This is a genomic window from Actinoplanes sp. NPDC051537 (assembly GCF_055586105.1).
In genome coordinates this window covers 140,835-161,918 of sequence record NZ_JBVJIU010000018.1, presented here as the reverse complement: position 1 = coordinate 161,918, position 21,084 = coordinate 140,835, and the positions used below count along the sequence as shown (strand labels likewise).

The window sequence follows — 21,084 nt, the reverse complement described above, 5'->3', positions numbered from 1 at the left end:
GCAGGTCGGGAAGGGCGAAGGCCGGAATGCAGGGAAGGGGAGAAGGGAGGCGCGGCGAGGCCAAGAAGGGGGAGGGGAGGGCGCGCGGCGAGGCCAAAAGGGGGAGGGGAGGGCGCGGCGAGGCCAAGAAGGGCGGAGGGAGGGCGCGGCGAGGCCAAGATGGGGAGGGAGGGCGCGGCGAGGCCAAGAAGGGGAGGGCCGAGGTCGCGGCGAGGCAAGGGAGAAGAGGGCGGCGCCTCAGTAACGGAACTTGTGCTGCGCGCTGCGGCGGTTTACCCATGCGGGCAACTCGTCGACGTGGTCGCGGTGGGGGTGGCGGTCGACCGCGTCGTGGGCGCTGGTCACGTTGCGCATCGTTACCACGTAGCCGCGGACCAGGCGGTCCTCGCGGAGGTCGCGGTAGGTGGCCTCGATCATGATCTGGGACTGGTCGGTGCGGCGGAGCGAGCAGAACAGCGTGCCGTCCCCGTTGGACTGGAAGGCGCGCCCGACCTCGGCTCGGTCGTCCGGGTGAACCAGGTCGCTGAGCGTGGCCAGCGGCGACAGCGCGTCGTCCCCGAGCAGCTCGTGCACGGCGGGGCTCGCGTACCGGATGCGCTGGTCGTCGTCGATCACCAGCATCAACTCGGCCGTGTTTCCGATCACGGTCCGCAGGTATTGATCGCTGTCCCGCCGGCCGACGGCCTCGACCAGGCCGATCCGGTCGAGGGCGAGCGCCGCCTGCCCGGCCAGCACCTCGACGGCGTCCCGCGTGGCGATCAGCGCCTCGCGGCGGGCCGTCAGCACCAGCGCGCCCCCGCTCGGCCGGGCCACCGACATCGGCTCCAGCCACAGCGGACAGACCAGGGTGGTCTCGTCGGGATCCGCGCCGACCAGCCAGCTGCGCTCGTGCGGGCCCGACGTGGGCGCCGGGGGCACGGCGGCGTCGTCGGTGGTGAAGACGACCCGCGCCGGCTGGGCGGGCATCAGCTGGGCGACGGCCGCGTGGACCGCCTCCTCGACGGCGGGCGCGTCGGCCGCGGCGACCAGCGCGCCGCTGGCCGTGCGCAGCGCCCGCTCGCGGCTCGCCGCCTGGCTGTTCTGCGAGATCGAATCGGCCAGCCGGGTGATGGTCAGCAGCAGCGTGAGCCCGCCCGCCACCGCGATCACCACGCCGTCGCGGACCGTGCCGCTGAGCGCCTCGATCAGCAGCACCACGGGCGGGGTGGCCACGGCCGCGCCGAGCAGCGCCGCCCAATGGCCGCGCCACGGGGTCGGGCGTGGCGACATCGGCCGCGTCAGCTGGGTCATCGACGGATGCAGGGCGGCCAGGCCCCACGTGACATAGAGGACGATGTAGCCGACCTCGGTGATCTTGCCCGGCGCCATGGGATAGACGATGTCGCTGATCAGCATGCCGACCGAACCGGCCAGCAGCAGGTACGCCGAGACGTTGCGCCCGGCCGCCAGGACCAGGCGGGCGGCGACCCCGGCCAGAAGCAGGTCGCCGATCACGTCGGCGGCCGAGATCTTGCCGATCTGGCCGCTGCCGCCGATCACGAAGACCCACACGACCAGCAGCGTCGAGCACGCGGCCGCGAGCAGGTCGATCAGGCGGGCGCGGTCGACCAGCAGCGAGCCGCCCCGGGTGAACTGGAGCAACGCGGCCGCGACCAGCACGAACATGGAGAGGTAGCAGGCGTCGGCGGCGGACATCGCGTGCGTCGCGTAGAAGATGTCACCGATCGCCAGCGAGGCGATCGCGCCGGCCAGCAGCACCCACGGCCCGACACGCGTGGGACGGTGCCACCGGACGCCGCTGATGATCGCCAGACAGCTCGCCGTACCCAGCAGGATCCATTCGATCGCCCTCGACACGTCCTACTTAGTACCAGGGCAGTAGCTATCTGTCCATGGCGCTATATACGCTGCGCTATCACCGAGAGCAATCCGAAACTGGGAGCGTTCCCGATCGTCCGGAACGGACTTTGTCGACGTCAGCTGAACACTTGGGCGATGACCTGACGCTCGTCGACGCCGGCGTCCGCGGTTACCGGCTGCCATTTCCCGTCGGGGGCGTGCCATTCGAGATCGGCGAAACGTACCCGTTCGAGGCCGGTGTCGGAGGCGTGCGAGACGAGCCAGTGCGCGTACCGCCAGCCGGTGCTCGCATCGGTGACCGCCACTGTCAGGCCCGCCGCCTGGGCCGCGGCCGGCGTCTTGGCGAGGCCCTTGCCCCAGTCCAGCTTCAGCCCGTTCATCAGGGCCGCCGCCGCGGCCGCGCCGCGCAGGACGGGCGATCCGGTCACCGTGCACGCGACGGCCCCGGTGGCCCGGCCGGTCAGGGCGCGCGCCAGCACCGCGGACTCGTCGGCCCATTTCTCGTACGCGTTGGGATAGGCCGACCGTTGCACCTTCTGAGCCGCGTCGGTGACCCGCATCTTCTGCCAGCCCTTGACCTTTTTCAGCGCGGTGTAGAACTTGTCGGCCGCGTAGCGCGGGTCCTGGATCTTCTCCGGCGTGCCCCAGCCCTGGCTGGGCCGCTGCTGGAAGAGGCCGACCGAGTCGCGGTCGCCGTCGTCGAGGTTTTCCAGCTTGGACTCCTGGAGCGCGGTGGCCAGCGCGACCACGACGGCCCGCTCCGGCATGCCGCGGCGGATGCCGACCGCGGTGATAGTCGCGGCGTTGGCCATCTGCACCGTGTCGAGCGTGACCTCACCATCGGCGCGAACGGTGCACTCGGGCCCGATCGTCGGCAACGGGATCTTCCCGGACATGCCGCGCATGGCGACGACAATCCCCAGCGTCCCGGCGAGCGCGAACAACGCGAGCACCGCGATCGGTGTCTTGCGCACTCGCACCTCCCCGGGGACTCAGGCAACAAGGGTAAACAACGACGGCCAGAGTGAGCTGTTACTGGCCGGAGCGGCGCGGGACCCACGATGCCGGGCGCTTCTCGCGGAACGCGGTCACGCCCTCGACGCCCTCGGCGGAGCGGAAGTACCCGCCCGAGCGCTCGGAGAGCTCGGCCAGGTCGGCCCGGATCGACGGGCCCGGCGCGCGGCGCAGGAGTTGCTTCGCGCCGGCCAGCGCCAGCGGTCCGCCCCGGATCAGGGCGTCGCAGTAGGCGGCGATCGTCGCGTCCAGACCCTCGGCCGGCACCGACTTCGTGACCAGGCCGATCTCCTGGGCGCGCACGCCGTCGAAGACGTCGCCGGTCAGGTAGAGCTCGGTGGCGGCGCGCGGGGCCAGGCGGGGCAGTACGGTGGCGCTGATCACGGCCGGGATGACGCCCAGGCGCACCTCGGAGAAGGCGAACGTCGACTCGTGCGCGCAGACCGCGATGTCGGCGGCGGCGATCAGGCCCAGGCCGCCGGCGCGGGCCGGGCCGCCGACCCGGCAGACCACCGGCTTCGGGAACTCCCACAGGGCGGCCAGGATGTCGGCCAGCTTCTCGGCCGGCACCCGGCCCGCGGCCCGCGCCTCGGCCGTCTCCTTGAGGTCGGCGCCCGAGCAGAAGACCGAGCCGGTGTGCGACAGCACGACCACGCGGACGGCCGGGTCGGTGACGGCGGCCGAGAGGGCCTCGAGCAGCTCGGTCATCAGGGGCGTGGAGAGGGCGTTGCGGTTGGCCGGGCTGTCCAGGGTCACGGTGGTCACCCCGGCGACGGTGGCGGTACGGACCAGATCCATGGCGAGACCCTAACGGGGTGCGTGCACACTTGACGGATGGCCGGCGCACTTCCCGATGGCGAACCCGTACCCGCGGACGGCTCGCTTCCGCCCGAGGCGGCGGCTGATGCCGGTAAAAACGGATTTGCGGTGTACGTGCACGTGCCGTTCTGTGCCAGCCGATGCGGCTACTGCGACTTCAACACCTACACGGCCAGTGAGCTCGGCAGCGGTGTCAGCCGCGAGACCTACGCCGACTCGGTGCTCGCGGAGTTGGCAAGGGCCCAAAACACGATAAAACCGGAAAAGGTGGACACCGTGTTTGTCGGGGGCGGCACCCCGACCCTGCTGAGCGCCGACGACCTGAGCCGCATCCTCGAGGGCATCGACAAGGCGTGGGGCCTCGCGCCGGACGCCGAGATCACGACCGAGGCCAACCCGGAGTCGGTCGACCCGCAGTATCTGCGCCGGCTGCGGAGCAACGGCTTCACCCGGATCAGCCTCGGCATGCAGTCGTCGAGCCCGGCCGTCCTGCGGATCCTCGACCGCAAGCACACCGCGGGCCGGGCCCCGCAGGCGGCGCGGGAGGCGCGCGAGGCCGGGTTCGAGCACGTCAACCTCGACCTGATCTACGGAACGCCGGGCGAGACGGCGGACGACTTCGCCGCGTCGCTCCGCACGGTCGTCGACGCCGGTGTCGACCACGTCAGCGCGTACGCCCTGATCGTCGAGGACGGCACCCGGATGGCCGCCCGCATGCGCCGCGGCGAGCTGCCCTTTCCGTCCGACGACGTGGCGGCCGATCGCTACCTGGCGGCCGAGGCGGCGCTGACCGAGGCGGGTTTCGGCTGGTACGAGGTGTCCAACTGGGCGACCAGCGAAGCCGCGCGCTGCCGGCACAACCTGCTCTACTGGACCGGCGCCGACTGGTGGGGACTCGGGCCGGGCGCCCACAGCCACGTCGGCGGGGTGCGCTGGTGGAACGTCAAACATCCGGCGGCGTACGGGCAGAAGCTCGCCGCCGGGGTCTCGCCCGGGCACGCCCGGGAGATCCTCACCGACGAGGACCGTCGCGTGGAGGACATCATGCTGCGGGTACGCCTGCGCGACGGCATCCCGCTGGCCCGGGTCGACGCGGCCGGCGCCGAGCGGGCGCTGGACGACGGGCTGCTCGACCGCGAAGCGTACGGGCGCGGGAAGTTGATTCTGACCTTGCGCGGCCGCCTGCTGGCCGACGCCGTGATCCGTGACGTCGTGTGAGAGGTGAATGCGCCGGGCCCCCGACCCGGCGCTGCCACCTACTTGATGATCTGAACCGTCATCGGGTAGTTGTACGGCTCGTTGTTGCTGGCCTTCACGCCGGCGATGACGCCGAAGATGATCGCGATGAGCCAGGCCACCGGGCCGATGATGAAGCCGATGACCAGGCAGGTCGTCGCCCATCCGACCAGCGCGATGATCGACCAGAGGATCTGGAAGTTCAGCGCCTTGACCGCCTCGGCGCGCACCACCGGGGACTGGTTGCCCCGGGCCAGAAGCACGATCAGCGGCACGATCCAGCCCGAGCAGCCACCACCGAGGAAGGCGCCGGCCGCGCCGCCGAAGTGGTTGATCAGGATCCAGTTCTTGTCGTCGAGACCGGAACCGGGCGGCGCCGGGTTGTAACCGCCGCCGCCGTACGGCTGCTGCGGCGGGGGGTTGTAGCCGCCACCGGGCGGCGGGTTGTATCCCCCACCGGGCGGCGGGTTGTAGCCACCGGCCGGCGGCTGGTTGTAGCCACCGGAGGGCGGCGGCGCGTAACCTCCCGGCGGCGGGGGCGGTGACGACGGCGGCGGTGTCGAACCGGACGTCGGCTCGTTGCCCCCATAAGGGTTGAACGGCGCGGTGGGGTCGTTAGGGCTACCTTCACCGGGCGGGCGAGGTGGTTCAGTCATGGCTGACACCGTAGGACCGCAGCTCAATACGGTCGAGGGCGACATGCGGTACGAGTCGATGAATAGACAGTCCACTCGATCATCGCGTTGCCGCGCGCGGCGACGTAGACTGGCACTCTGTCATGGGGAGTGCCAGGTGCGTACCGAGGGAGGGGTCATATGAGTCTGGATGACCGCAAGCTCGAAGTGCTGCGGGCAATCGTCGAGGACTATGTCGAGACGCAGGAGCCCGTGGGCAGCAAGGCCCTGGTCGAGCGGCACCAGCTCGGCGTCTCCCCGGCCACCGTGCGCAACGACATGGCCGTGCTCGAGGAAGAGGGCTACATCCGCCAGCCGCACACCAGTGCCGGCCGGGTGCCCACCGACGCGGGCTATCGCCTGTTCGTCGACCGCCTCTCCAAGGTCAAGCCGCTCAGCCCGGCCGAGCGCCGGGCGATCGAGCGCTTCCTGATCGGCGCCGTCGACCTCGACGACGTGGTGCATCGCACGGTGCGGCTGCTCGCCCAGCTGACCCGGCAGGTCGCCGTCGTGCAGTACCCGTCGCTGGCCCGCTCGAGCGTGCGCCACCTCGAGCTCGTGCCGATCTCCACGACCCGGCTCATGCTCGTGATGATCGCCGACACCGGCCGCGTCGAGCAGCGGCTGGTCGAGCTGCCCGGGCCGGTCCCCGCCGACGACGTGACCGATCTCCGCCGCAAGGTCAACGAGAAGCTCGCCGGGCAGCGGCTCGCCGACACCCCGCCGCTGGTGCAGGGCCTGGTCGACGACTGCCCGCCCGGTCACCGCGGCACGATGGCGTGCCTGGCCAGCGTGCTGCTCGAGACCCTGGTCGAGCGCAGCGAGGAGCGTCTCATGCTCGCCGGAACGGCGAACTTGACACGGGGCGGTGTGCTGGACTTCCAAGGCACGCTGCGGCCGGTGCTCGAGGCGCTGGAGGAGGAGGTCATCTTGCTCAAGCTCATCGGTGACCTCGAGCCGAGCAAGACGCGCGTCCGGATCGGCGACGAGAACGAGATCGACAACCTGCGGTCGACGTCCGTGGTCAGCACGGGTTACGGCCCGGGCGCGACTATCGTGGGTGGGCTCGGTGTGCTCGGCCCCACCCGGATGGACTACCCCGGCACCATCGCCACGGTGCGCGCGGTGGCACGCTACGTCGGCGACCTGCTGGCACAGAATTGAGGACTCCGAACCCCGTGGCCAAGGATTACTACGGCATTCTCGGCGTGAGCCGGGAGGCGACCGACGACGAGATCAAGCGCGCCTATCGCAAGCTGGCTCGGCAGTACCACCCGGACGTCAACCCCGATCCGGAAGCGCACGAGAAGTTCAAGGACATCAACGCGGCGTACGAGGTCCTCTCCGACGACCAGAAGCGGCAGATCGTCGACCTCGGCGGCGACCCGCTCGCGCCCGGTGGCGGCGTGGGTCCCGGTGGCGCCGGCGGTCCGGGCGGCCCGTTCGTCGGCTTCCAGGACATCATGGACGCGTTCTTCGGCACCGCCGCCGGTGGTGGCGCCCGTGGTCCGCGCCCGCGCACCCGGCCCGGCGCCGACGCGATCCTGCGGCTCGAGCTCGACCTGGTCGAGACCGCCTTCGGCGTCGAGGCGCCGATCACGGTCGACACGGCGGTGCTGTGCACCCAGTGCTCCGGCGCCGGCACCGCGCCCGGCACCCACCTGGCCACCTGTGAGACCTGTGGCGGCCGTGGCGAGGTGCAGAGCGTGCAGCGCACGTTCCTCGGCCAGGTCGTCTCGTCCCGCCCCTGCTCGACCTGCCAGGGCCACGGCACGATCATCCCGCACCCCTGCCCGACCTGCGCCGGCGACGGCCGGGTGCGCACCCGCCGCTCGCTGACCGTGAAGATCCCGGCCGGCGTCGAGGACGGCATGCGCATCCGCCTGGCCCAGCAGGGCGAGGTCGGCCCCGGCGGCGGCACGGCCGGCGACCTGTACGTCGAGATCCACGAGCGGCCGCACGACGTCTACTCCCGCAAGGGCGACGACCTGCACTGCCGCGTGACGCTGCCGATGACGGCCGCGGCGCTCGGCACCCGCCTGACGATCAAGACGCTCGACAGCGAAGAGGCCATCGAGGTCAAGTCGGGCACCCAGCCGGCGTCGACGCTGCGGATTCGCGGCAAGGGCGTGCCGCACCTGCGCGGTCAGGGCCGGGGCGACCTCTTCGTGCACCTGGACGTGAGGACGCCGACCAAGCTGACCGCCGAGCAGGAGCGCATGCTGCGCGAGTTCGCCAAGACCCGCGGCGAAGACGTGGCCGAGCTGAGCAAGCAGGGCGGGTTCTTCAGCCGGATGCGCGACGCCTTCAACGGTCACTGATCCGGGTACGCTCCGTCGCCCCACCCGCTCGGCCCTTTCGTGGCCGTCGAGCGTGGTCCGGCGGGGATCGAGCAGGCCGGGGAGGTCCTCCCAGACGTCGGTGAGGCGCTCGCGGTTGTCCTCGTCGACGAAGCCCGCGGGGCCGGCGTCGACCCCGAGCCCGAAAAACTCGCCCGCGCCGAGGTCCAGCGGGTCCTGACCGGCGGAGGGGGCCAGGCCGTAACAGCCGTCACCGCCGGAGATGTCGAGCACCGCCGTCGCGCAGGAGAACGACCGTGTAGGGGGCGCCGGACTGGTCTCGTGCTTCGGCGGCCGCCCGCGAGATCGGATTGACGAGGCCGTCGTCCCAACCGTCGGCGTATACCGCCGCGAGCGTCGTTCCCATGGCCGGTGATCCTTGAAGGCGGACGACCTCTGGCGCGTATAGGTGAGCAGAGCTGCGCGTGGGCCGCCCGGTCGGCGGGCGGCCCGTCACGGCCAGCAGCGGTCAGGCGGTCCGGCGGGCGCTCATCGGGCGGGCGGCCCGTCACGGTCAGCAGCGGTCAAGGCGGTCCGGCGGGCGCTCATCGGGTGGGCGCACATCGGGCGGACGGCCCGTCACGGTCAGCGGGCGGTCGGCCGGCCTTTCAGCGGGCGGTCGAGCCAGCGACCAGCGGGCGGTCGGCCGGCCTTTCAGCGGGCGGTCAGGCCGGCGATCAGCTGGCGGTCCAGCGGGCGGTCAGCGGGACGCGAGGGTGCGGCCCGCGTGGCCGGCGGCCTCGTGGGCGGCCTTCTTCAGCAGCTCGGCGGCCTCCAGGAACGGGTCCATCGCCGGGTTGACGCCGGCCAGGGTCAGCTCCCGCTCGACCAGGGTGAGGTCGGCGCCCCAGACGTCGGCGACGATGCGGCGCAGGTATGCGGTGTTGTGGTCCCAGCCCTCGCGGGGGGTGCCGGGGCCGTAGCCGCCGCCGCGGGTGGTCAGCACGATGGCGGGCTTGCCCTCGAGCAGGCGCTCGCCCTGGCTGCCGCCGGCGATGGCCAGGTCGATCCAGACCTTGGCGTGCTGGGAGACGCCCCAGTTGTAGAGCGGCAGGGCCAGGATCACGGCCTCGGCGTCGCGCAGCTCGGCCGCCAGCGTGGCGCTCAGCTCGGCCGCCGCGCGCTGCTCCTCGGTGCGCTGCTCCTCGGGCGTGTAACCGGCGTGGATGCCCGCGGCCCAGGCGTCGGCGGGCAGGGGGTCGGCGCCGACGTGGCGGCGCACGAACGTGGTCTCCGGCCGGACGGCCAGCCACTCGGCCTCGGCCAGGTCGGCGAGCTCGCTGCTGGCCGAGTGCGGGCCCATGATGCTGGCGTCGATGCGAAGAACGGTCACGGCGATAGCTCCCTGATCTGGGGGTGTTGAATGTTCAACACCGCCTCGTCCTGAAGCTTGCCACGGCCGGTGTTGAATGTTCAACACGGGTACCCTGTAGTGGTGACAAACACCACGACGCCGACGCCGGACGACGAGGTCTTGTGGCTGACCGACGATGAGCGCGGGGCCTGGATGACCCTGATCTCGCTGCTGATGACGCTGCCGACCGCGATCGACACCCAGCTCAAGCGCGATTCGGGCCTGAACTTCTTCGAGTACTCGATCCTCTCCGCGCTCTCCCGGCCGCCCGGTCGTCCGGTGCGGATGAACGCGTTGGCCCTGTTCGCGGGCGGTTCGGCGTCACGCCTGTCGCACGCGGTCAGCCGGCTCGAGCGGCAGGGCTGGGTGCGGCGCGAGGTGCGCGACGGCGAGGTCCGCTGCACCGAGGCGATGCTCACCGAGAAGGGGTTCGCCATGCTGGCCGGGGCCGCGCCGGGGCACGTCCGCGAGGCCCGGCGGCTGGTCTTCGACGCCCTCACGCCGGAGCAGGTGGGTCACCTTCAGCTGATCACCCGCCAGCTCCTGCAGGCGTCCGGCCCCGAGGTCGCGGTGGCACTGGACCAGGCGATCGCCGAGGCGGCGGTCGAGGGGGAGGCGGCCATCGACCGGGTCATCGTCGGGGCGGCGGCCGATTCGGCCTGCACCGAGCACCGCGATTGAGAAAGATCCGCCGGGCGTGGCTCTGGCTGGTCAAGAACACGCTCAACCGGGTCACGGTCCGGATGGCCCGCGCGGGACGCGGTCCCTTCGCCCTGGTGCGCCACGAGGGGCGAAAGACCGGGCGGCCGTACGAGACCCCGCTGCTCCTGGCCCGGATCGGTGACGACTTCGTCGCCGAGCTCACCTACGGCCCGGACGTCGCGTGGTATCGCAATGTCGAGGCCGCCGGTCGCTGCCGGGTCGTCGTGCGCGGGGTGGAGTACGAGATCGATCGGATCGAGCCGTGCCCGCCGGAGAAGGGGCTGCGCGCTTTCGGCAATCCGGCCGCGACGGTGCTGCGACTCATGCGTCGGCGTGAATTCCGATTGCTGTGCCGAAAGGCATAGCGGTACCACCGGGCCGCGCGAGAGTCGCGCTGCGGCCGTTCGTGGCAGAGGGTCGCGGTGCTCGGCGGGACTCGTGCCGTCGCGTACCTCCGCGTGAATTTGAATCAGATTTTTGCTCGCGCCCGATCGATCAGCAGGGGCATGAGCTCGCCGCGCCAGGTGTCGAGGTGGACCTGGCCCGAGGACATGCCGCCGTGGGCGAATTCGGCGCGGTAGACCGACGGCGAGATCTCGGTCGCGAGATCGACGCCGACGATGCGGTTGAAGGCGTTGTAGAGCATGGCCTCGGCCTCGCCGAGCGTGGGCGGCAGATAGGTGCCCTGCAGGTGATCGCGCATTGCCTGCCAGACCCAGGGGTCGCCGCGCAGGCCCCAGCGGTCGGGTTCGGGGTCGAACAGGTCGTCGGTTTGCTTCATGAGATCAGGTTGGCACCGCTCGGGTCGTGCCGCACGCCGAGTTGACAGATCGACTATCATCTATGTTTTCGAGCCGGCGTTCCACTCCCCGGCGCTGGGAAGTGGAGGCCTTTCGTGCTGCGTTCCGCCCGCCTCGCCATCGGGGCATTCGTCGTCGCGCTGACCCTGTTGTTCACGGCCGGGACCGCGCAAGCCGCGGTGTGGTACTCGACCGACCGCTGGGGCACCTGGTCGAGCAATGGGTACACGCTTTACAACAACGTCTGGGGATCGGGGTACGGGCCGCAGACCATCTGGGCCAACTCGGTCGGCAACTGGGGCGTGTGGGCCAATCACCCGAACACCGGCGGCATCAAGTCCTATCCGAACGCGACCCGCTACATCGGGCGGTCGGTGAGCTCGCTCGGGTCGCTGAGCAGCTCGTTCAACGTGACCGTGCCGACCAGTGGGGTGGCATTCACAACGGCCTATGACATCTGGTCCGCGGACAATGCCCACGAGATCATGCTGTGGATGAACCACTACGGCGCGGTCGGCCCGCTGGGAACGCTCCAGACGACGGCGACGGTGGGCGGCCACACGTGGCGGATCTACCGCGGCTCGAACGGGGCGAACAATGTGTACTCGTTCGTGCGCACCGGCAACACGGGGTCGGGGACGGTCAATGTCGCGGCGATTGCGCAGTGGATCCGCTCGGCGGGCTGGTTCGGAAACGTGACGATCGGCAACGTGCAGTTCGGTTACGAGATCACGTCATCGTCGGGCGGAAAGGACTTCGTGACGAACTCGTTCTCGGTGAGCGGCTGACCCGTTCAGCGTGGGGAGGGGCCGCGGGGGGATCGCCCAAGCCCGAGCGGCCGGTGGTCGAGAATGGGCCGATGAACGATTTTCAGCCCCTCCCCGAACCGCGCTCGACGCTCACCCACGCCGGGTGCGTGGTCTCGGTGCCGGTCGGGTATCGCCCGCTTCAGCTCGATCTCCATGTGCCGCCGGGGGAGGGTCCGTTTCCGGTCGTGCTGTGGATCCATGGCGGGGGCTGGATCAGCGGCAGCCGGGTGTGGACCGTGGATCAGCGGTTCCACGAGCGCCTGGTGGCCCGGGGCTACGCGGTCGCCGACGTCGACTACCGGCTGGCGCTGGAGGCCACCTACCCGGCGCAGCAGGCCGATGTCGAGGCGGCGATCCGCTGGCTGCGGCACCACGCGGCGGCGCTGCGGCTCGACCCGGGGCGCTTTGCCGCACTGGGGGAATCGGCCGGCGGGCAGCTCGCGGCGATCGCGGGGCTGGCCGGGTTCGGGGAGACCGCGATCCAGGCGGTCATTCTCTGGTACGGGCCGGCCGACCTGTCCACGCTGCGCAACCAGGACGACCCGTTCACGAGTCCGGCCCTGCTGCTCGGCGGTCCGCTGAGCGAGCGCACGGCGTTCGCGCGGATCGCCAGCCCGCTGCACAACGTGCATCCGGACGCGCCGCCGTTCCTGCTCGTGCACGGGACCGAGGACGAGGTCGTCCCGTTCGCGGAGGCGGTGGGCTTCGCCGAGGCGCTGCGGAAGCAGGGCGTGCGCTGCGACGTGCTGCCGGTCGAGGGCGCGGGACACGTCTTCGTGGGCGCGAAGGTCGAGGTCGGCACGCTGACCGAGGCCGGCGCCGACTTTCTCGACGACGTGCTCAGACGGTGACGGCGGGGACGGCCGCGGTCCGGGACCAGTCGTGGCTGATGTCGGCGGCGGCGCGCAGCAGGCGGGGCAGGTGCTCCTCGAGCAGCGTCTCGACCGACGTCTCGGCGGCGTGCACGGTCACGTTGATGGCGGCGACCACGTTGCCGTCGCCGTCGCGTACCCCGGTGGCGATCGAGCGGACGCCGGGCGCCAGGTCTTGATCGGCGAGGGCCCAGCCCTTGGCCCGCACCTCGCGCAGCGCCGCCTCCAGCTCCTCGGCCGACGGCTGCCAGCGCGCGGTGACGCCCGAGCGTGAGCCCTCCCCGAGCACCCGCGGCAGCTCGGCCGGGGGCAGGGCGGCGAGCAGCACCTTGCCCATCGAGGTGGCCGGGGCCGGGAAGCGGGTGCCGATCGTGACGGCCAGGGTGACGATCTTCGGGACCGCGACCCGGGCCACGTAGACGATGTCGCCGCCGTCGAGCTGGGCCATCGACGTCGACTCGTTGGTCTGCGCGACCAGCCTCTCCATGTGCGGGCGGGCGACGTCCCACATGCTCAGCGCGTTCACGTACGCCATGCCGAGCTCCAGGACCCGGGGAGTGAGCGCGTAGCCCCGCGCCGCCGCGCGCACGTAGCCGAGGGCCTCCAGCGTGATGAGGATGCGGCGGACCGTCGGCCGGGCCAGGCCGGTCTGCCCGGCGATCTCGCTGAGCGTCATGGCCGGCGTGCCGGGGCGGAAGGAGCGCAGGACATCGAGGCCGCGAGCCAGGGCCTCGATGAAGTCGGGCCCGGCGCCCCTTCCGCTATCGGTCATGACGGGACCCTACTTGGTGTACTGGTAGGGGTTGTGCAGGATGCGCGCCTCGGGGATGTCCGGGTTCATGCCACGCTGCCAGGCGTCTTCGCCCATCGTTTCCCGCAGGTACGCGATGGTGGCGTCCACCTTGGCGCGGGCGGCCGCGAGATCGGTGCCGACCAGCCGGCCGTCCCGCTTCACGATGCGGCCGCCGACGACGACCGTGTGCACGTCACCGCGCTGCGCCTGGAAGACGACATGCCCGTACGGGTTGAGCACCGGGAACATCGCCGGCGACGCGTCGTTCTTGATCAGCACCACGTCACCCTGGCGGCCGGGCGTGAGCGCGCCGATCGACGAGTCCATGCCGAGCGCCTTGGCCCCGCCGCGGGTGCCCCAGTCGACGACCTGCTCGGCGCGCAGCGCGTGGTGGGTGACCGTCTCCTTCTTGCCGTGCGCCTCCTGGTGCTCGCGGACCCGGTCGGCGCTGAGCGTGGTGCGCATCGCCGAGAAGAGGTCGCCGCTCCACCACACGCTGGTGTCCATCGAGAGCGACACCGGGACGTCGTGCTTGCGCAGCTGCCAGGTGGGCGGGTAGCCCTGGCCGGCGCTCTGCTCGCTCTCGGTGGAGACCGACACCGAGCCGCCGGTGGCCGCGATCCGGTGGTACGAGTCGCTGCTCAGCGAGGCCGCGTGCACGTACACGGTGCCCGGGGTCATGAAGCCGTTCTCGTACATGAGCCGGATGCCGTCGTCGTTGGTGGCGCCCCAGACGCCGGCGTGGGTGGTGACCGACGCGCCCAGCTCGCGCGCGACCTCGAAGGCCGCCTTCTCCTGGAACTCGGGGGCGCCGGGGATGTCGAACGCCATCTGGAAGCCGGCCAGCTTGCCGCCGTCGATGCGCCGCCGGTAGAAGTCGCGGAAGGCGTCGGAGGTCGACCACTCCCAGGGGCCCTGCTGGATGTTCCCGTACGCGAGGACGAAGCGCCCGGGCACGGCCTCGAGCGCGTCGACCGCGGCGTCGGCGTGGTCCGTGGTCTGCAGACCGTGCGACCAGTCGACGGTGGTCGTCACGCCGGAGTCGATGGCCTCGATCGCGCCGAGCAGGTTGCCGGCGTAGATGTCCTCGGGCCGGAACAGCTTGCCGGACTCGAGGTAGTACCAGACGAAGTATTGGGTCAGGGTCCAGTCGGCGCCGTAGCCCCGCATGGCGGTCTGCCACATGTGCCGGTGGGTGTCGACCATGCCGGGCATCACGATCCCGCCGGTCGCGTCGATCTCGACGGCGTCGTCGGGTGCGGCCAGGCCCGGGCCGACCTCGGCGATCTTGCCGTCGACGACCAGCACGTCGGCGTCGGTGAGCACGGTGTGCGCGTCGTCCATGGTGAGAACCAGGCCGTTTCGGAAGACCACCGGCCGGTCGCTGTCGCTCATCGCCCATCCTTTCGAGGGTTTCCGGACCACTGTCCGCACTGCGGGCAGGGCGAGTGGCGTCAGTGTGCTCCCGGTCACCTACCTGGTCAATAGCCTGTTTCAGTTTTGTAAAGACGCCGTTGACAGGGCTGGTCGGCGAGGGCAGTCTGATCGGGCGGACGAGTGTCCGCAGAACGGGCGGTAATGATGGCGCAGGGCCCATTGAACGGTCTGCTGGTCGCGGATTTCTCGCGGATCCTGGCCGGGCCGTACGCGACGATGCTGCTGGCCGACCTCGGCGCGCAGGTGATCAAGGTGGAGGGCCCGGGCGGGGACGACACCCGCACCTGGATGCCGCCGGTGCGGGACGGCGTCTCGACGTACTACCTCGGGATAAACCGGAATAAGAGGTCGATCGCCCTCAATCTGAAGGACGCGGACGACCTGGCCGCCGCCCGCGAGCTCGCCCGCCGCGCCGACATCATGATCGAGAACTTCAAGCCGGGCGGTTTGTCGAGATTCGGGCTGGACTATTCGTCCGTCTCGTCGGCGAACAGCAAGATCATTTACGCCAGCATCAGCGGTTTCGGCTCGGGCGCCGGCGCCGAGATGCCCGGATACGACTTGATGGTGCAGGCCATTTCGGGGCTCATGAGCCTGACCGGCGACCCGGACGGCTCGCCCTACCGCGCCGGCATCTCCGTCTTCGACGTGATGGCCGGCATGCACGCGACGATCGGCATCCTGGCCGCGCTGAACCACCGCGCGCAGACCGGGCGCGGCCAGCACATCGAGGTCAACCTGCTCAGCTCGGCGCTGTCCGGCCTGGTCAACCACTCCAGCGCGTACGTCGCCGGCGGCACGATTCCCTTCCGGATGGGCAATGCACATCCAAGCCTCTTCCCGTACGAGCCATTGCCCACCGCCGACGGCGAGCTGATCGTGATCGCGGGCAACGACGGGCAGTTCCGCAAGCTGTGCCAGGTGCTCGACCTGCCCGACCTGCCGGACGACCCGCGCTTCTCCCGCAACCAGGACCGGACGGCGAACCGGGAGGCGCTGCGGCCGATCCTCGTGGAGCGGCTCGCCAAGCGCGGCAAGGACGACTGGTTCCGCGACCTGCTCGCGGCCGGCGTGCCCTGCGCGCCGATCAACACCATCGACGGCGGCGTGGCGCTCGCCGCCGAGCTGGGCCTGAACCCGGTGATCGACGCGGGCGGCGTGCCGGCGGTGCGCAACCCGATCACGTTTTCCGAGACCCCGGCGGCGTACGAACTGCCGCCGCCCGGGCTGGATGAGCACGGTGAGGAGATCCGCGCGTGGCTGATGAGCCGCTAACCGGCGCCTGGTCCTCCGGACGGCGCGGAGAACCCGCGAAAAAGGGTGAAGAGTTGAGGTTCCCGACGGGGCTTGGCACGTCGACACCCGAGACGATCTCGCTGCTGGGCCAGGATCTCGCCGCCGACCTGATGGGCAAGGTCGGGTTCGGCGAGCTCGCGTACTGGCTGGTGGCCGGGCGGCGGCCGACCGCGGGGGAGACGCGGCTGTTCGAGGCGGTGCTGGTGGCGCTGGCCGACCACGGGTTCACGCCCACGGCGATCGCGGCCCGTCTCACGTACCTCTCGGCCCCGGATTCCCTGCAGGGCGCGCTCGCGGCCGGCCTGCTCGGCGGCGGCTCCCGGTTCCTCGGCGTGACCGAGGACTGCGGCCGCTTCCTCGCCGACACCCTGGTCGAGGCCGGCACCGAGCGGGACTACGACGTGATCGCGCTGGAGGCCGTGCGCAAGGCCCGCGAGCAGCGCCGCTTCGTCCCCGGCCTGGGCCATCCGGTGCACAAGGAGCAGGACCCGCGCACCCCGGTGCTGATCGCGATCGCCGAGGAGGAGGGCCTGCGCGGCCCGCACCTGCGGCTGTTCGAGGCGATCGGCCGGGTCCACCCCCAGGTGCTCGGCCGGACGCTGCCGCTCAACGGCGCGGGCGTGTGCGGCGCGGCGCTCGCCGACCTCGGGCTCCCCACCGACCTGCTGCGCGGCTTCGCGCTGCTGGCCCGGGCCGCCGGACTGCTCGGCCAGCTGGCCGAGGAGCGCCGCCGCCCGATCGCGAACGACATCTACCTCGCCGTCGACCGGAACGCCGTCTACGAACCCCTTCCCGGATCCCGAGAGGACTGACTATGGCCAGCATCGTCGCGGTCATCGCCTCGACCCACCATCCGTTCTACTACCGCGCCAGCACCTCCACCGGCGAGGACCGGCCGCCGTTCGCGGACGAGTGGGTCCGGAAGATCACCGCGTTCCGGGAGACGCTGACCCGGGCCAACCCGGACGTGCTGGTGATGGTCGGCTCCGACCACTTCCACCAGCTGTGGCTGGACAACATGCCGCAGTTCCTGGTCGGCAAGGCGCCGTTCTACGACGCCAACTGGTACAACGAGGAGCGCGAGTTCGGCCTGCCGCGGATGCTGCTCAAGGGCCAGGAGGACCTCTCCGCGCACATCCTGCGGGCGGGCCTGGACGAGGGCTTCGACCTGGCGTTCAGCAACGAGCTGCGGATCGACCACAGCGTCACCTGCCCGATCATCACGCTGCGGCCCGAGGCCGACCTGCCGATCGTGCCGATCTACACCAACATCTTCGCGCCGCCGTTGCCGCAGCCGAAGCGGTTCGTCGCGCTGGGCGAGGCCATTCGCCGGATCGTCGAGGAGTGGCCGTCGCACCTGCGGGTGGCGGTCATCGGCACCGGGCACCTGTCGCTCGAGCTCGGCGGTCCGCGGCAGTTCGGCCCGCACGGCCCCGACCCCGAGTTCGACCGCAGGGCCGTCGAATGGATCGCGAGCGGCGATCTCGACAGCTGCCTGCGCGAGGTGTCGCTGGACAGCCTGCACGCTCCCGGCAACGCCACCCACGGCTTCATGGACTTCATGCTGATGATGGGCGTCGCCGGGGCCGGCGCGAAGGCCGACTACGTCGACAGCCTCGATCTGTTCCACACCATGGAGGCCTACTTCACCTGGTACCCGAACGGAGTTCCGGCATGAGCAAGTACCTGCTGAACAAGTTCCTGTACACGGTGGACCGCGATCCTGACCTGGTCGAGCGCTACCGGTCCGCACCACGGGAGCTGGTGCTGTGGTGGGAGGAAGAACGGGCGAACACGGTGCTCAACTGCCTCACCGGCGAGGCGAGCACCTGGCAGCGCTTCACCGACGAGGAGCGCGCGGCGCTGATCGGGCACGACCACTGCAAGCTGTTCGAGCTGGGCGCGCACCCGTTCCTCACGCTGACGCTGTTCATCGCGATGTTCGAGCGGGACAACACCGAACCACTGGAATATCAGAAGGCGTACGGCGCCCGCATGGCCCACTTCGCGCTGCCCTACCCGGACATCGCGACATGATCCCCGCGGCCGTCCTGCGGATCTGCGGCCGGCCGCCGGCGCTGGAGAAGCGGCCGGCGCCGGTGCCGGGCGCGGGCGAGGTGCCGATCACCGTGGCGGCGGCGCCGATCACCCCGCTCGACGTGTTCTGCGCCAGCGGCACCAGCTACTTCGGGGTGCCCGCCACGCCGTACGTGCCGGGGGTCCAGGGGGTCGGCTACCGCGACGACGGCACCCCGGTCTGGTTCGCCACGTCGGCCGGCATGCGGCCGGGCGACGGGAGCATGACCGCGGCGGTGTCGGTGGCCCATGTCGACGTCGTGCCGCTGCCGCGCGGGGTGCCGCTGCCGCTCATCGCGGCGCTCGGGCTCTCGGCGGTGGCGGCGCATTCGGCGCTCACCCGGACCGGCGGGCTCACGCCGGGCGAGACCGTGGTCGTGCTCGGCGCCGGCGGCGTGGTCGGCCAGGCCGCCGTCCAGCTGGCCCTGCTCTCCGGGGCGGGCCGGGTGGTGGCCGTGGCCCGATCGCCCGAGGCCTGCGAGCGGGCGGTCCGGCTCGGCGCCGTGGAGGCCGTGCGGCTGCGGCCCGACGACGACCCGGCGTCGCTCGCCGACCGGATCCGCGACGCGTCCGGCCCGGCCGACCTGGTGCTCGACCCGGTCTTCGGGGTGCCGGCCGCGGCCGCGCTGCGGGTGCTGCGCCCGGGCGGCCGGCTGGTCAACCTGGGCAGCTCGGCGGCGGCGACCGCGCCGATCGACTCGGCGACGCTGCGCAGTGGCTCGCTGCGGGTGCTCGGCTACACCAACAACGCGCTGTCGGTGGCGCAGCGGGCCGAGTCGCTGGCCGAGGTGGCCGGCTACGCGGCGGCCGGCCGGCTCACCGTGGCGCACGAGGTGGTGCCGTTCGCCGACGTCGCCGAGGCCTGGGCGCGGCAGGCCTCGGGCGACACGAACGGGCGGCTGGTGCTAGTCCTCTAGCGGCACGATCGACAGGGCCATCAGCCGCGCCGGGTCGGTGACGGCGCTGATGACCGTGATGCGGCCCTCGACGATGGTGAGCCGCAGCACCGCCCGGCGTTCGTCGCCGACGATCACCGCGACGCCGAGCGTGCCGTCGATGAGGGCGGCCCGCGCGGCCTGGGCGCGGCCGGCGAAGAAGCGGGCCACGACCTCGGCGCCGCGGTCCTGGCTGACCGGGCCGATGCGCATCTCGACGTCGGGATCGAGCAGCGTGAGCAGCGTGCCCATGTCGCCGCCCCGGGACGCGGCCAGGAACGCGTCGACGATCGGCCGGTCGGCCGGGGTGTCGGCGGCGGGCGTGGCCCGGACCCGGCGGCGGGCGCGGCTGGCCAGCTGCCGGGCCGCGTCGGGGGAGCGGCCGACGACCGGGGAGATGTCGTCGAACGAGACGCCGAACATGTCGTGCAGCACGAAGGCGAGCCGCTCGGCCGGGGTCAGCGTCTCCAGCACGACCAGCAGCGCGAGCCCGACCGAGTCGGCCAGCACGGCCTCCTCCTCGGGGCTCGGCACGGCGGCGGGCGGCTCGGCGACGTACTCGTCCTCGCGCCGGGCCGTGCGCTGACGCAGCATGTCGAGGCAGACCCGGCCGACGACCGTGGTCAGCCAGGCCGCGAGATTGTCGACGCGGTCGTCACCCGTACGGCTCAATCGCAGCCATGCCTCCTGCACCGCGTCGTCCGCCTCGTTGACCGAGCCGAGCATGCGCAGCGCCACCGCCCGCAGCCGGGGCCGGTTCTGCTCGAACCGCGCTGCCAGGTCATCCATGCGATTTCTCCCTATATGTGACTTGCGCCACGTTGGTCACATTCGCCGTCCGCTCCTCGTCATCCCTCCGACGAACGAAAACGCGCCGATGTGACGGCGCCACGCGAAATCGAGGAGAAGGATCATGACAGCTCGGATCGAGAACCCCGCCGGTCTGCTCCCGGACGCCGTCAAGGCGGTCAACTTCCTCTACAAGGCCGCCCACTCGGCCGGTCTCGAGCCGGCCGTGCTCGAGCTCGTGCACCTGCGGGCCAGCCAGATCAACGGCTGCGGCCCCTGCGTCGACTCCGGCGCACGCGCCATGCGCAAGGCGGGTGAGACCGACGACCGGCTGTTCGCGGTGGCGGTCTGGCGGGAGACGCCGTACTTCACCGACGCCGAGCGGGCCGCACTGGCGCTCGCCGAGGCGGCCACCCGGCTCGCCGACCAGGCCGACGCGGTGCCGGACGCGATCTGGGACGCGGCGGCCAAGCATTTCGACGAGAAGCAACTCGCCGCGATCGTGCTGTGGATCGCGACGACAAACTTCTTCAACCGCATCAACGTGACCACCCGGCAGCCCGCTCCGCAGAATTGGGGATGAGATCGACCGCCGTGCGGGTCTAGCATGCGCGGCATGACGGGGACCGATGCTCCACGCCTCGTGCGGGTGGCAGCGTGGCTGACGATGGCGCTCGCGCCGGTCGGCCTGCTGCTCCTGCTCGACGGCATTTTGGAGCTGCACTGGTGGGGAACGACGGAAGAGAAGCAACTCATCGCGTTGCTCGCGAAGATCGAGACGGAATACGGCATCGAGGCGCCGGCCCTGCTGCGCGGCCGGGACGGTGCGATCCAGCTGGTGATACTCGGGCTTTTCTGCATCGCGTACGGGTGCCTGGGCATCTGGATCATGCGCGGGCGACTGTGGGCGCGCACCACGGCGCTGATCACGGGCGTGCTGCTCGCCCTGGTCGGGCTGTTCGGGGTGGGCGCCGACGCCACCGAGCCGCGCACGCTGGCGGTGTACTTCGGCAACCTGACCGGGTCGGCGATCCCCGATCGGATACCGGCCGTGAAGGCGCTGCTCTACCCCGGGTGGTACTCGTGGTACGAGGACATCGCCCAGGGCCTCCAGGTGATCGTGTCGCTGGCCGCCGTGGTGGCGATCGGGGCCGCGGTCATCGGGCACTCGGACTACTTCTCGGGCGGGCGAGCGGTCGACGCGCCGCCGGACGAGTGGGACGCGGCGCTCGGCCGGGTGCGGGATCAGTCCCGCAAACACCTGGACGCCGACTCCTAG

Annotated in this window: 24 protein-coding genes and 1 pseudogene; 14 read left to right on the top strand and 11 right to left on the bottom strand. The window is 71.3% G+C overall.

Annotated elements, in window-relative coordinates:
- Positions 1-237: 237 nt before the first annotated feature.
- The 3 genes from ACZ6TB_RS37240 to ACZ6TB_RS37230 form a co-directional block, all read right to left on the bottom strand.
- Positions 238-1,857, bottom strand: coding sequence for a PAS domain-containing protein (locus tag ACZ6TB_RS37240; protein ID WP_465562718.1), 1,620 nt, complete (start codon positions 1,855-1,857; stop codon positions 238-240).
- Positions 1,858-1,976: 119 nt separating this feature from the next.
- Positions 1,977-2,840, bottom strand: a complete 864-nt coding sequence (locus ACZ6TB_RS37235) for a hypothetical protein (protein ID WP_465562717.1) — start codon at positions 2,838-2,840, stop codon at positions 1,977-1,979.
- A 52-nt stretch (positions 2,841-2,892) separates the two neighbouring features.
- A complete protein-coding gene (locus tag ACZ6TB_RS37230; protein ID WP_465562715.1) occupies positions 2,893-3,672 on the bottom strand; it encodes an enoyl-CoA hydratase-related protein in 780 nt (259 codons plus the stop codon).
- 36 nt (positions 3,673-3,708) lie between these two features.
- Here ACZ6TB_RS37230 and hemW point away from each other — a divergent pair, with 36 nt between their 5' ends.
- Positions 3,709-4,911: a radical SAM family heme chaperone HemW gene (hemW, locus tag ACZ6TB_RS37225; RefSeq protein WP_465562714.1), complete on the top strand. Its 1,203-nt coding sequence runs from the start codon at positions 3,709-3,711 to the stop codon at positions 4,909-4,911.
- A gap of 38 nt (positions 4,912-4,949) precedes the next feature.
- Here the strand turns inward: hemW and ACZ6TB_RS37220 are convergent, their stop codons facing one another.
- Positions 4,950-5,585 (bottom strand): DUF4870 domain-containing protein, encoded by a 636-nt coding sequence (locus ACZ6TB_RS37220; RefSeq protein ID WP_465562712.1) that lies wholly within the window; start codon positions 5,583-5,585, stop codon positions 4,950-4,952.
- Between the two features lie 159 nt (positions 5,586-5,744).
- Here ACZ6TB_RS37220 and hrcA point away from each other — a divergent pair, with 159 nt between their 5' ends.
- Positions 5,745-6,767 (top strand): heat-inducible transcriptional repressor HrcA, encoded by a 1,023-nt coding sequence (gene hrcA, locus ACZ6TB_RS37215; RefSeq protein ID WP_465562709.1) that lies wholly within the window; start codon positions 5,745-5,747, stop codon positions 6,765-6,767.
- A gap of 14 nt (positions 6,768-6,781) precedes the next feature.
- The gene (gene dnaJ, locus ACZ6TB_RS37210) at positions 6,782-7,924 is read left to right on the top strand and encodes a molecular chaperone DnaJ (RefSeq protein ID WP_465562706.1); all 1,143 of its coding nucleotides are present in this window, start codon (positions 6,782-6,784) and stop codon (positions 7,922-7,924) included.
- Positions 7,925-8,023: 99 nt separating this feature from the next.
- Here dnaJ and ACZ6TB_RS37205 read toward each other — a convergent pair.
- From ACZ6TB_RS37205 to ACZ6TB_RS37195, 3 genes and pseudogenes are all read right to left on the bottom strand, one after another.
- Positions 8,024-8,176, bottom strand: a pseudogene (locus ACZ6TB_RS37205) (DUF4241 domain-containing protein); the annotation flags it as partial.
- Positions 8,154-8,309: a hypothetical protein gene (locus ACZ6TB_RS37200; protein WP_465562703.1), complete on the bottom strand. Its 156-nt coding sequence runs from the start codon at positions 8,307-8,309 to the stop codon at positions 8,154-8,156. The pseudogene ACZ6TB_RS37205 and the gene ACZ6TB_RS37200, both read right to left, overlap by 23 nt.
- A 333-nt stretch (positions 8,310-8,642) precedes the next feature.
- Positions 8,643-9,275, bottom strand: a complete 633-nt coding sequence (locus ACZ6TB_RS37195; protein ID WP_465562702.1) for an FMN-dependent NADH-azoreductase — start codon at positions 9,273-9,275, stop codon at positions 8,643-8,645.
- Between the two features lie 102 nt (positions 9,276-9,377).
- On the opposite strand from ACZ6TB_RS37195, the gene ACZ6TB_RS37190 reads away from it, so the two are divergent.
- On the top strand, positions 9,378-9,977 hold the full coding sequence (locus ACZ6TB_RS37190; RefSeq protein ID WP_465562699.1) for a MarR family winged helix-turn-helix transcriptional regulator: 600 nt from the start codon (positions 9,378-9,380) through the stop codon (positions 9,975-9,977).
- Positions 9,974-10,363: a nitroreductase family deazaflavin-dependent oxidoreductase gene (locus ACZ6TB_RS37185; protein WP_465562697.1), complete on the top strand. Its 390-nt coding sequence runs from the start codon at positions 9,974-9,976 to the stop codon at positions 10,361-10,363. Before ACZ6TB_RS37190 ends, ACZ6TB_RS37185 begins: the two co-directional genes overlap by 4 nt.
- 104 nt (positions 10,364-10,467) lie before the next feature.
- Here ACZ6TB_RS37185 and ACZ6TB_RS37180 read toward each other — a convergent pair whose 3' ends face one another.
- Entirely contained in the window at positions 10,468-10,779 is a 312-nt protein-coding gene (locus ACZ6TB_RS37180; protein ID WP_465562695.1) for a hypothetical protein, read from the bottom strand.
- A 114-nt stretch (positions 10,780-10,893) separates the two neighbouring features.
- Between ACZ6TB_RS37180 and ACZ6TB_RS37175 the strand changes: the two genes are divergently transcribed.
- Both ACZ6TB_RS37175 and ACZ6TB_RS37170 read left to right on the top strand, forming a co-directional pair.
- Positions 10,894-11,586, top strand: coding sequence for a GH12 family glycosyl hydrolase domain-containing protein (locus tag ACZ6TB_RS37175; RefSeq protein WP_465562692.1), 693 nt, complete (start codon positions 10,894-10,896; stop codon positions 11,584-11,586).
- A 71-nt stretch (positions 11,587-11,657) separates the two neighbouring features.
- Positions 11,658-12,458, top strand: a complete 801-nt coding sequence (locus ACZ6TB_RS37170) for an alpha/beta hydrolase fold domain-containing protein (protein WP_465562690.1) — start codon at positions 11,658-11,660, stop codon at positions 12,456-12,458.
- On the opposite strand, the gene ACZ6TB_RS37165 is transcribed toward ACZ6TB_RS37170, so the two are convergent.
- Both ACZ6TB_RS37165 and ACZ6TB_RS37160 read right to left on the bottom strand, forming a co-directional pair.
- On the bottom strand, positions 12,448-13,251 hold the full coding sequence (locus ACZ6TB_RS37165) for an IclR family transcriptional regulator domain-containing protein (protein ID WP_465562687.1): 804 nt from the start codon (positions 13,249-13,251) through the stop codon (positions 12,448-12,450). The two genes, ACZ6TB_RS37170 and ACZ6TB_RS37165, sit on opposite strands and share 11 nt — an antisense overlap.
- Before the next feature lie 9 nt (positions 13,252-13,260).
- On the bottom strand, positions 13,261-14,667 hold the full coding sequence (locus ACZ6TB_RS37160; protein ID WP_465562684.1) for an amidohydrolase family protein: 1,407 nt from the start codon (positions 14,665-14,667) through the stop codon (positions 13,261-13,263).
- Positions 14,668-14,868: 201 nt separating this feature from the next.
- On the opposite strand from ACZ6TB_RS37160, the gene ACZ6TB_RS37155 reads away from it, so the two are divergent.
- Genes ACZ6TB_RS37155 through ACZ6TB_RS37135 form a run of 5 tightly spaced genes read left to right on the top strand, consistent with a single transcriptional unit; the run spans position 14,869 to position 18,998 of the window.
- A complete protein-coding gene (locus ACZ6TB_RS37155) occupies positions 14,869-15,984 on the top strand; it encodes a CaiB/BaiF CoA transferase family protein (RefSeq protein ID WP_465562682.1) in 1,116 nt (371 codons plus the stop codon).
- A gap of 53 nt (positions 15,985-16,037) precedes the next feature.
- The gene (locus ACZ6TB_RS37150) at positions 16,038-16,817 is read left to right on the top strand and encodes a citryl-CoA lyase (RefSeq protein ID WP_465562680.1); all 780 of its coding nucleotides are present in this window, start codon (positions 16,038-16,040) and stop codon (positions 16,815-16,817) included.
- A gap of 2 nt (positions 16,818-16,819) precedes the next feature.
- Positions 16,820-17,683, top strand: a complete 864-nt coding sequence (locus tag ACZ6TB_RS37145) for a DODA-type extradiol aromatic ring-opening family dioxygenase (protein ID WP_465562678.1) — start codon at positions 16,820-16,822, stop codon at positions 17,681-17,683.
- Entirely contained in the window at positions 17,680-18,042 is a 363-nt protein-coding gene (locus ACZ6TB_RS37140; protein WP_465562675.1) for a hypothetical protein, read from the top strand. Before ACZ6TB_RS37145 ends, ACZ6TB_RS37140 begins: the two co-directional genes overlap by 4 nt.
- Positions 18,039-18,998, top strand: coding sequence for a quinone oxidoreductase family protein (locus ACZ6TB_RS37135; protein WP_465562673.1), 960 nt, complete (start codon positions 18,039-18,041; stop codon positions 18,996-18,998). The genes ACZ6TB_RS37140 and ACZ6TB_RS37135 overlap by 4 nt, the downstream gene beginning before the upstream one ends.
- Here ACZ6TB_RS37135 and ACZ6TB_RS37130 read toward each other — a convergent pair.
- Positions 18,987-19,805 carry a sigma-70 family RNA polymerase sigma factor gene (locus tag ACZ6TB_RS37130; RefSeq protein ID WP_465562671.1) on the bottom strand — a complete coding sequence of 273 codons (819 nt, stop codon included), beginning with the start codon at positions 19,803-19,805 and terminating at the stop codon, positions 18,987-18,989. The genes ACZ6TB_RS37135 and ACZ6TB_RS37130 overlap by 12 nt on opposite strands.
- 124 nt (positions 19,806-19,929) lie before the next feature.
- Here ACZ6TB_RS37130 and ACZ6TB_RS37125 point away from each other — a divergent pair, with 124 nt between their 5' ends.
- Positions 19,930-20,388: a carboxymuconolactone decarboxylase family protein gene (locus tag ACZ6TB_RS37125; RefSeq protein WP_465562669.1), complete on the top strand. Its 459-nt coding sequence runs from the start codon at positions 19,930-19,932 to the stop codon at positions 20,386-20,388.
- 33 nt (positions 20,389-20,421) lie between these two features.
- Positions 20,422-21,084: a hypothetical protein gene (locus tag ACZ6TB_RS37120; protein WP_465562667.1), complete on the top strand. Its 663-nt coding sequence runs from the start codon at positions 20,422-20,424 to the stop codon at positions 21,082-21,084.